The organism is Streptomyces sp. NPDC002265 (assembly GCF_040296125.1).
Lineage (GTDB): Bacteria > Actinomycetota > Actinomycetes > Streptomycetales > Streptomycetaceae > Streptomyces.
Genome location: NZ_JBEOWS010000445.1, coordinates 1 through 6,737, shown reverse-complemented (window position 1 = coordinate 6,737; position 6,737 = coordinate 1). Strand labels below are relative to the sequence as shown.

The window sequence follows — 6,737 nt, the reverse complement described above, 5'->3', positions numbered from 1 at the left end:
CCCCATCATCTTTGTGCCGCCGGCGGCGGGGGCGACCCCCACCAGGCCCGCCCCCCCGCCCCGCGACCCCTCGTCCGGCGCGCGCGGGGCCCGGGGCGCCGCACCGCCCCGGGACGGGCGCTCAGTTCTGCTTCTGCGCCTTGCGGAGCCAGTACAGCGCCGACAGCGGCAGCAGTACGGGGATGAAGACGTACCCCATGCCGTACTTCGACCACACCGTCGCGTCCGGGAACGCGGAGGGGTCGACCAGGGTCCACGTGCCGACGATCAGCACGCCCGCGAGCTCGGCGGCGCAGCACACCAGCGCCGCCCTGCGGGCCTTCTCCCCACCGCGCACCAGCGAGTACGTGATGAATCCGTACACCGCGCCCGCCACCGCCGACAGCGTGTACGCGAGCGGCGCCCGGTCGAACTCGGTGGCGATCTGGTAGACGGACCGCGACACCGCGCCGACGACCATCACGCCGTACAGCCAGACCAGCAGAATGCCCGGCCCGCCGATGAGCCGTGCGGGCCTGTCGTTCGCCGTGGTCATCTCAGCCTCCCCAGATGTCATAGAGCCGCACCTCCAGCACGGCGAGGACGACACCGCCGGCCGCGACCGTCACCGAACCCCAGCGCGTCCGCTCGGCCAGCGACATGAACCCCGCGGCCGGGATGCAGGCGAACGCGCCCAGCAGATACGCCACGAAGATCGTCGTGCCCTGCTCCGCCTTCTCGCCCCGAGCCAGCTGCACGATCCCCACCACCAGCTGGACCAGCGCCAGCAGCGAGACCACGGCCATCCCGATGAAGTGCCAGTCCTTGGTCGGCTGGTCACGGTAGGCCGCCCAGCCGCACCAGGCGGCCAGCAGCAGCGCGGCGACACCGGTCGCCAGCGTCAGGGCATCAAGCATGCGGAGACCCTATTACGGCTCAAAAGGACCGCCGCGCCCGGGCCCGGCCCAGAGAGGGCCGGCGGTGACCGGGCCCGTCGTCCGGCAGGCCGGTGCCGGTCCGGTCCTGCCGGGTCCGGCCGGGTTCGGCCTGGTCGGGCGGGTTTCGGGGGCATCGTAGGGTCTCAGGCATGACGATCCATGCCAAAGCCCTCCTGTTCGACAACGACGGCACCCTCGTCTCCACCCTCGCCTCCGTACGGCGCTGCTGGACCCGGTGGGTCGGGGAGTACGGGATCGACGCCGAGGCCTTCGCGTCGGTCGCGCTGCACGGGCGGACCGCCGTGGAGATAGCCGCCGACCTGCTGCCCGCGGCCGTCGTGCCGGAGGCCGTCGCGCGGATCGAACTCCTGGAGGTGGAGGACGTACCGAACGGGGGCGTGGAACTGCTGCCCGGCACCCGGGACTTCCTCGACTCGCTGCCCGCCGACCGGTGGGCCGTCGTGACCTCCGCCACCCTGCGCCTGGCCGAGGCCCGGCTCGACGCCGTCGGCATCCGGCCCAAGACGCTCGTCGCCGCCGACGACGTCACGCGCGGCAAGCCCGACCCCGAGCCCTATCTGCTCGCGGCCCGCCGCCTGGGCGTCGACCCGGCCGACTGTGTCGTGTTCGAGGACGCCCCCGCGGGACTGGCCTCCGGCCGCGCCGCCGGGATGACCACCGTGGCCTTGGCCACAACCCACCAGGCCCACGAGCTCGACGCCGACCTCGTCGTGAAGGACCTCTCGGCCTTGTCGGCACTGGTCACCGAGGGCGGTGTGGAGATCTCCGTCCGCCGGTGACGCGAGCCCGTCGCCGGACACAGGTGTCCGCATGCCGGACACCTGTGTCCTGTCAGGGTCGTATGTCTGGTTAACTGACCGCATGACCACGACGAGCAGCCGCATCCTTGCGACCGAGGCGACCATGACGCCCGGTGCTCGTTGTATGTGTCGAATGTGCGCCTTCTAGAGGGCCCCCGCACCACCTGAGCCTCGCGCCCCGAAGCGAGACGCCGTGGCGTGTCCGCGCGACCTCTGTCGCCGGTGAACGACGCCGCCCCGCGCACATGTTCTCCCCGGTTCCCACGCCATCGCGAGAACCTGCCGCGTCCCTGAACGAACGCACCCGTGCCCCGGGCATCCCCATGCCCGCGCACTCGACAGTGACGGAAATTTCAGTGATCACCACCTCGGGCCTGACCAAGGTCTACCGCTCCCGCGGCCGTGAGGTCACCGCCCTCGACGGCGTCGATCTGCACGTCCGCGAAGGCGAGGTGTACGGCGTCATCGGCCAGTCCGGCGCCGGCAAGTCCTCGCTCATCCGCTGCGTCAACCTGCTGGAACGCCCCACCGCCGGCACGGTCACCGTCGCCGGGCAGGACCTCACGGCCCTCGCCGGACGCGGACCGCGTGCGAGCAGGGAGCTGCGCCGGGCGCGCAGCCGGATCGGCATGGTCTTCCAGCACTTCAACCTGCTGTCCTCGCGGACCGTCCAGGACAACGTCGAGCTGCCGCTCGAAATCCTCGGCAAGTCCGGGAAGGAACGTTCCCGCAAGGCGCTGGAGCTGCTGGACCTCGTCGGTCTCGCCGACAAGGCGGGGGCCTACCCGGCACAGCTCTCCGGCGGCCAGAAGCAGCGCGTCGGCATCGCCCGCGCCCTGGCCGGCGACCCGAAGGTGCTGCTCTCCGACGAGGCCACCAGCGCCCTCGACCCGGAGACCACCCGCTCGATCCTCCAGCTGCTGCGCGACCTCAACCGGCAGCTGGGGCTCACGGTCCTGCTCATCACCCACGAGATGGACGTCGTGAAGTCGGTCTGCGACTCGGCCGCCCTCATGGAGAACGGCCGGGTCGTCGAGTCCGGCACGGTCACCGACCTGCTCGCCACCCCGGGCTCCGAACTGGCCGCGGCCCTCTTCCCCGTCACGGGCGAGGCCGCCGGCGCCGACCGCACGGTCGTCGACGTCACCTTCCACGGCGAGAGCGCCACCCAGCCCGTCATCTCCCAGCTGGCGCGCACCTACAACGTCGACGTCTCCATCCTCGGTGCCGCGATCGACACCGTCGGCGGCCTCCAGGTCGGCCGGATGCGCATCGAACTGCCCGGCCGCTTCGAGGAGAACGTCGTGCCCATCGGCTTCCTGCGCGAGCAGGGCCTCCAGATCGACGTGGTCGACACCCGGGCCCAGGCGCCCGCGCCGGTCGAGGAAGGTGCCAAGTGAGCTGGTCCGAGATGCAGCCCCTGCTGTCCCAGGCGTGTTGGGACACGCTCTACATGGTCGGCTGGTCCGTGCTCATCGCCGTCGTCGCCGGACTTCCGCTCGGCGTCCTGCTGGTTCTCACCGAGCGGGGCGGGCTGCTCCAGAACGTCGTCGCGAACAAGGTCATCGGGCAGGTCGTGAACATCGCCCGCTCGATGCCGTTCATCATCCTGATGGTCGCGCTGATGAGCTTCACCCGCTGGATCACCGGCACCACCCTCGGCCGTGAGGCCGCCATCGTGCCGCTCGCCATCGGCGCCATCCCGTTCTTCGCCCGCCTGGTCGAGACGGCCGTCCGCGAAGTGGACGGCGGGCTGGTCGAGGCCGTGCAGTCGATGGGCGGCAACACCTGGACGATCGTGCGCAAGGTCCTCGTGCCCGAGGCCCTGCCCTCCGTCATCTCCAGCACCACCACCACGATCGTCGCCCTCATCGGCTACTCGGCGATGGCCGGCACGGTCGGTGCGGGCGGACTCGGCGACATCGCCATCCGCTACGGCTACCAGCGCTTCGAGACCCAGCTGATGTGGATCACCGTCGCGATCCTGGCCGTCGTCATCGCGGTCGTCCAGTTCGCCGGCGACTACGCGGCCCGCTCGCTGCACCGCCGCGGCGGCCGCTCGGGACCCGCCCCGCGGCTGCGGCTGCTCAAGCCGGCCGTGGCGCCGGGCAAGACGGGCTGACCCGCCCGGTCCCCGTCGCCCGTCCCCGCCGGCCTCCCCCAGATTTCCCCGCAGCACCTACCGCGGGGTTGCTCCACCCTTAAGGAAAGGCACTTTTCGTGCGTAACGCCACCAAGATCACCTCCGCCGTCCTCGCCACGGGAGCCCTCACCCTCGGGCTCAGCGCCTGCGGCTCCGACAAGGACTCCGCCGCCCCCGACTACAGCGGGCCGCTGGTCGTCGCCGCGACGCCCACCCCGCACGCCGAGATCCTCGACTACGTCAAGGACAACCTGGCGAAGAAGGCCGGCCTCGACCTCCAGGTCAAGGAGGTCACCGACTACATCACGCCGAACACGGCGACCGAGGACGGCTCGGTGGACGCCAACTACTTCCAGAGCAAGCCCTACCTCGCCGACTTCAACGCCAAGCGCGGCACCCATCTCGTGTCCGTCGCCGACGTCCACCTGGAGCCGCTCGGCCTCTACTCCCACAAGGTGAAGAGTGTCGACGCCCTCAAGAACGGTGCGACCGTCGCCGTCCCGAACGACGCCGACAACGAGTCCCGCGCCCTCAAGCTCCTCGCCGCCAACGGGCTGATCACCTTCAAGGACGGCGGCAAGGGCCAGGAGACCCCGCAGAGCATCGACAAGAACCCCAAGGGCCTGACGTTCAAGGAGGTCGAGGCCGCCCAGACGGTGCGCTCCCTGGACGACGTCGACGCCGCGGTCGTCAACGGCAACTACGCGCTCTCCGCCGGTCTCAAGCCGGCCGAGGAGGCCCTCGTCCTGGAGTCCGCGAAGGGCAACCAGTACGTCAACGTCCTCGCCGTCAAGGAGGGCGACGAGAAGGACCCGCGGGTCCAGAAGCTCGCCAAGCTCCTGAACTCCGCCGAGGTCAAGAAGTTCATCGAGGACAAGTACAACGGCTCGGTCATCGCCTCCTTCTAGGTCCCTGACGGCCCGTTGATCAGCCCGCCGCGCCGGCGGCTCGCCGCGCCACCGGACCGGCTCCCGCAAGGGAGTCGACCCGGTGGTGCGGTTCACTGCTTTCATGCTGCATGCTGGGCAGTTCAGCAGCACCTGACGACTCGAAGGTTACGGAGCGGCGCATGACGAGCACCTTCCCCAACATCTCCATCAGCACGGAGCGGTTGGTGCTGCGTCCCCTCGACGAGGACGACATCGCCGCCATGGCCGAGATGATGAACGACGAACAGGTCGCGGCCTGGACGAGCGTGCCCCAGCCGTTCACCCAGGACAACGCCCGTGCCTGGATCACCGGACACGCCCCCGCCGAACGCGCCGCGGGACGCGGACTGGACCTCGCCGTCACCGAGTTCCTCACCCAGCGGCTGGTCGGCGTGATCCAGCTCGGCAAGACCAACTGGCGCGTCCGGTCCACCGAACTGTCGTACATCGTCGCCTCCTGGGCCCGCGGCGAGGGCTACGCGTCCGAGGCGGCGCTCGCCACCGCCCAGTGGCTGTTCACGGACCAGAGGTTCGAGCGCATCGAACTGCGCACGGCCGCCGACAACACGGCCTCGCAGCAGGTCGCCCAGAAGATCGGCTGCATCAGCGAGGGCGTCCTGCGCAACGCCTGCATAGCGCGCACCCGGGCCGAGGACGGCACCTGGGCCGACACGCGCACCGACTTCATCGTCTGGAGCCTGCTGCCGGAGGACCTGGAGGGCGCGGGGGAGCAACTGTCCGACAGCGGCAGCTTCACGTCGTACAGCGCCTACACCGACTGGAACTGAACCGGCACCCCGTCACCAGGTAGTCTCACGAAGGGCCCCCGTGGGCCGCCCCTCCCGACCACCTGCGCGAGACCCCTGGAGACTGACGACGATGGCCGACCGGGTCATGGTGATCGGCTGGGACGGCTCGCCGCTGACCGCCGCCGCAGGCGCGGCCCTCGGCGCCGCCACGCTGGTCGCCGGCGCCGCACATCACCTGGCACTGCCCGAGATCCCGCCCGGCGCCGAGCGCATCCGGCTGGGCAGCGTCGACCTCGCCGCCCGCCGGATCGCCGGCCATCGTGGCACCGCGGTGGTGCTCGCCGACGGCGACCCCGGTTTCTTCGGCGTCGTACGGAATCTGCGCGCACCGGAGTTCGGGCTCGAGGTCGAGGTCGTGCCCGCCGTCTCCTCCGTGGCCGCCGCGTTCGCCCGGGCCGGGATGCCCTGGGACGACGCCCAGGTGGTCGTCGCCCATCGCCGCACCCTGCGCCGCGCGGTGAACGTGTGCCGGGCGCACGCCAAGGTCGCCGTCCTCACCTCGCCCGGCGCCGGTCCCGCGGAACTCGGACTGCTGCTGGAGGGCGTCCACCGCACCTTCGTGATCTGCGAGGAGCTCGGCACCGAGCGCGAGCGGGTCGTCGTCGTCACCTCCGACAAGGCCGCCGACCACACCTGGCGCGACCCGAACCTCGTCATCGTCATCGGCGGACCCGTCGGCCGGGGCGCGGGCGGCGACGGCGGAGGCTGGATCGCCGGCCGTGATCCGGCCGCCGGACCGCGCGGCTGGACCCTGCCCGCCGAGGCCTACGACGGACCGCTCGGCGAGGGCGAGACACAGCTGCTGCGGGCCGCCCAGCTCGCCCGGCTCGGCCCCCGGGTCGGCGACCTGGTGTGGGACATCGGCTGCGGCAGCGGCGCCTTCGCCACCGAGGCCGCGCGGGCCGGGGCCGCCGTCCTCGCCGTCGACCACGACCTGCGGGCCTGCGCCCGCACCGACGCCGCCGCCCGCCGCCACGGGGTGCAGCTCCAGATCGTCCACGGCACCGCCCCGCACGTCCTGGAGCGTCTGCCCGAACCCGACGTGGTCCGCGTCGCGGGCGGCGGAGCCGCCGGCGTCACCGCCGTCCCCGCCCCGCGCCCGCAGCGGAGCGGCACGC

At 71.6% G+C, this 6,737-nt stretch carries 8 protein-coding genes; 6 read left to right on the top strand and 2 right to left on the bottom strand.

Annotation, left to right across the window (positions count from 1 at the left end; genetic code table 11):
• Positions 1-121: 121 nt before the first annotated feature.
• The gene (locus tag ABT085_RS42010; RefSeq protein WP_351621094.1) at positions 122-535 is read right to left on the bottom strand and encodes a hypothetical protein; all 414 of its coding nucleotides are present in this window, start codon (positions 533-535) and stop codon (positions 122-124) included.
• Position 536: 1 nt separating this feature from the next.
• On the bottom strand, positions 537-896 hold the full coding sequence (locus tag ABT085_RS42005) for a hypothetical protein (RefSeq protein WP_152887910.1): 360 nt from the start codon (positions 894-896) through the stop codon (positions 537-539).
• 170 nt (positions 897-1,066) lie between these two features.
• Between ABT085_RS42005 and ABT085_RS42000 the strand changes: the two genes are divergently transcribed.
• The 6 genes from ABT085_RS42000 to cbiE all read left to right on the top strand — a co-directional run.
• Positions 1,067-1,717: an HAD family hydrolase gene (locus tag ABT085_RS42000; RefSeq protein ID WP_351621091.1), complete on the top strand. Its 651-nt coding sequence runs from the start codon at positions 1,067-1,069 to the stop codon at positions 1,715-1,717.
• Between the two features lie 377 nt (positions 1,718-2,094).
• The gene (locus ABT085_RS41995; protein WP_351621088.1) at positions 2,095-3,138 is read left to right on the top strand and encodes a methionine ABC transporter ATP-binding protein; all 1,044 of its coding nucleotides are present in this window, start codon (positions 2,095-2,097) and stop codon (positions 3,136-3,138) included.
• Positions 3,135-3,860 (top strand): methionine ABC transporter permease, encoded by a 726-nt coding sequence (locus ABT085_RS41990; protein WP_351621085.1) that lies wholly within the window; start codon positions 3,135-3,137, stop codon positions 3,858-3,860. Before ABT085_RS41995 ends, ABT085_RS41990 begins: the two co-directional genes overlap by 4 nt.
• A 98-nt stretch (positions 3,861-3,958) precedes the next feature.
• Positions 3,959-4,789 carry a MetQ/NlpA family ABC transporter substrate-binding protein gene (locus ABT085_RS41985; RefSeq protein WP_351621082.1) on the top strand — a complete coding sequence of 277 codons (831 nt, stop codon included), beginning with the start codon at positions 3,959-3,961 and terminating at the stop codon, positions 4,787-4,789.
• A 161-nt stretch (positions 4,790-4,950) separates the two neighbouring features.
• Positions 4,951-5,598, top strand: a complete 648-nt coding sequence (locus ABT085_RS41980; RefSeq protein ID WP_351621079.1) for a GNAT family N-acetyltransferase — start codon at positions 4,951-4,953, stop codon at positions 5,596-5,598.
• 91 nt (positions 5,599-5,689) lie between these two features.
• Positions 5,690-6,737 (top strand): precorrin-6y C5,15-methyltransferase (decarboxylating) subunit CbiE (cbiE, locus tag ABT085_RS41975; protein WP_351621077.1); only part of this gene is annotated, 1,048 nt, incomplete at its 3' end.

What these genes read in the sequence shown, in the direction of transcription:
- ABT085_RS41980 (WP_351621079.1), top strand. Translation starts at nt 4,951, where the DNA reads ATGACGAGCACCTTCCCCAACATCTCCATCAGCACGGAGCGGTTGGTG.
- ABT085_RS42005 (WP_152887910.1), bottom strand. Translation starts at nt 896, where the DNA reads ATGCTTGATGCCCTGACGCTGGCGACCGGTGTCGCCGCGCTGCTGCTG.
- ABT085_RS42010 (WP_351621094.1), bottom strand. Translation starts at nt 535, where the DNA reads ATGACCACGGCGAACGACAGGCCCGCACGGCTCATCGGCGGGCCGGGC.
- ABT085_RS42000 (WP_351621091.1), top strand. Translation starts at nt 1,067, where the DNA reads ATGACGATCCATGCCAAAGCCCTCCTGTTCGACAACGACGGCACCCTC.